This window comes from Actinosynnema sp. ALI-1.44 (assembly GCF_001984155.1).
Taxonomy (GTDB): Bacteria; Actinomycetota; Actinomycetes; order Mycobacteriales; family Pseudonocardiaceae; genus Kibdelosporangium.
Genome location: NZ_MTQO01000042.1, coordinates 1 through 1551, shown reverse-complemented (window position 1 = coordinate 1551; position 1551 = coordinate 1). Strand labels below are relative to the sequence as shown.

At 67.7% G+C, this 1551-nt stretch carries 1 protein-coding gene; it reads left to right on the top strand.

Going from position 1 to position 1551, the window contains the following annotated elements; all coding sequences use genetic code 11:
- Window positions 1–48 precede the first annotated feature (48 nt).
- A complete protein-coding gene (locus ALI144C_RS16505; protein ID WP_076988012.1) occupies window positions 49–1341 on the top strand; it encodes a YrhB domain-containing protein in 1293 nt (430 codons plus the stop codon).
- Window positions 1342–1551: the final 210 nt, after the last annotated feature.

Sequence of the window (1551 nt, the reverse complement as noted above, 5' to 3'; positions counted from 1 at the left end):
TGGCGGTGGCAACGGGTCCGTCGGACGAGCAACTGACCGAGGTAGACGATGAACGACACTCTTTCGAGCAGGGCTGCCGACTGGCTGGACCGCACCTACGGGGGCCTGGTCACCCTCACCGACGACCAGCCACTGGTCGACGGCGACCGGACCCAGTTGTTCGGCTGTGGCTATGCCGGTGGGTCGGACGAGCCGATGCTGGCGGCGACCATCGCCGTACCGAAGAACGGTGGCGAGCCGTTCCCGGTGTCCAATGCCGACCCACTGGACGAGGAGCTGAACGGGGCGCCATCGGCGGACTTCGACCCGTTGGCGTGGCGCTGGCGGGTCAACGCACGCGGCTGCGTGGTCGCCACGGACGCTGCTGTCGACCACCGTCCGTCGTCGGCGTTGCCGTGGACACCGATGGACGAGGCGCCGGGCTGGTGGGACCGGATGCTGGCCGCGCACTTCCCGGACGCCGAGGTCTCCACCTGCTCGACATGGGCGGACGTCACGTCGATCCTGCTGGAGGGTGGGCCGGGTACGCGCACGGTGGTGTGGCTGCGACGGCAGCACGCCGGGAAAGATCTCACCGGCCATCTGATCTATGCCTTCAACGACGGCGACCAGGCGATCTTCCTCGACGGCCAGAAGGGTTCGTTCGCGCGGTTGAACGACGAGGAGGTCGGGCAGCTAGTCGTGGCCCGTTTCCACCGGGAGGCGGGGGAGCGGCACGAGTTCCTGCCGCTGCCGTGGGAAAACCCCGCGCCGACGCTGGAGGCCGCCTTGGACAAGGCGACCAGTTGGCTGGAGCACACCTACAAGGAACCGGTTGTCGTGGTGCAGCCGGACGCGGCGGACGAGACCAACCGGGGCTGGCTGTTCGCGTGCACCACCCAGCGGTTCCAGGAGTCGGGCGACTGGCGTGATCAGATGCTGGACGCCGCGCTCGTCGTGCCCAAAGAAGCGGGCCTGATCCCGTTCGGCCTGCCGAACAACGACCCGTGGACCTATCTGACCCAGTGGGAGGTCGAGCAGGAGGGCATCGGTGACCCGCCCGCACCCGGCGCAGCCGCCTGGTTCGAGCCCACGATGCGAGAACTCGGCACGCCACTGGGCTCGACAGTGCACGGGAGCTGGGGCGAGGTGCTGACCGAGGTGGCAGCGGCCCCGCAGGGAGCCAGGGCGTTGGTGTGGGTCCGCCGCAACGACTTCCGCGGCCGGGAGTCGGTGGGCAACCTGCTGATCGCGATCAACGAGAACAGCGGTGTGCGACTGATCGACTCCATGGCCGAAAAGGGCTACCCGTCCTTCGACGAGGAACCCATGGCACTGCACGTGATCCGCTACTCGTCGTGAGCGCGGCGTCGTGAGCTTGGCCGGAACCTGATCGATCCCCGCCTGTTGGTGGTGTCTCCAGGTTCCGGTCCACTGTGTCCCAGCTTGGTGGTTCGGGTCCGGCTTTGGGCTGTGCAGCAGGCACAGGAGGTTCGGCGGCTTGTGTGCGAACACAGACTGGTGCTTCGGGGTTTCTTCCTTCCGTATGGCCTGGGCGAAGCCCAACCACAC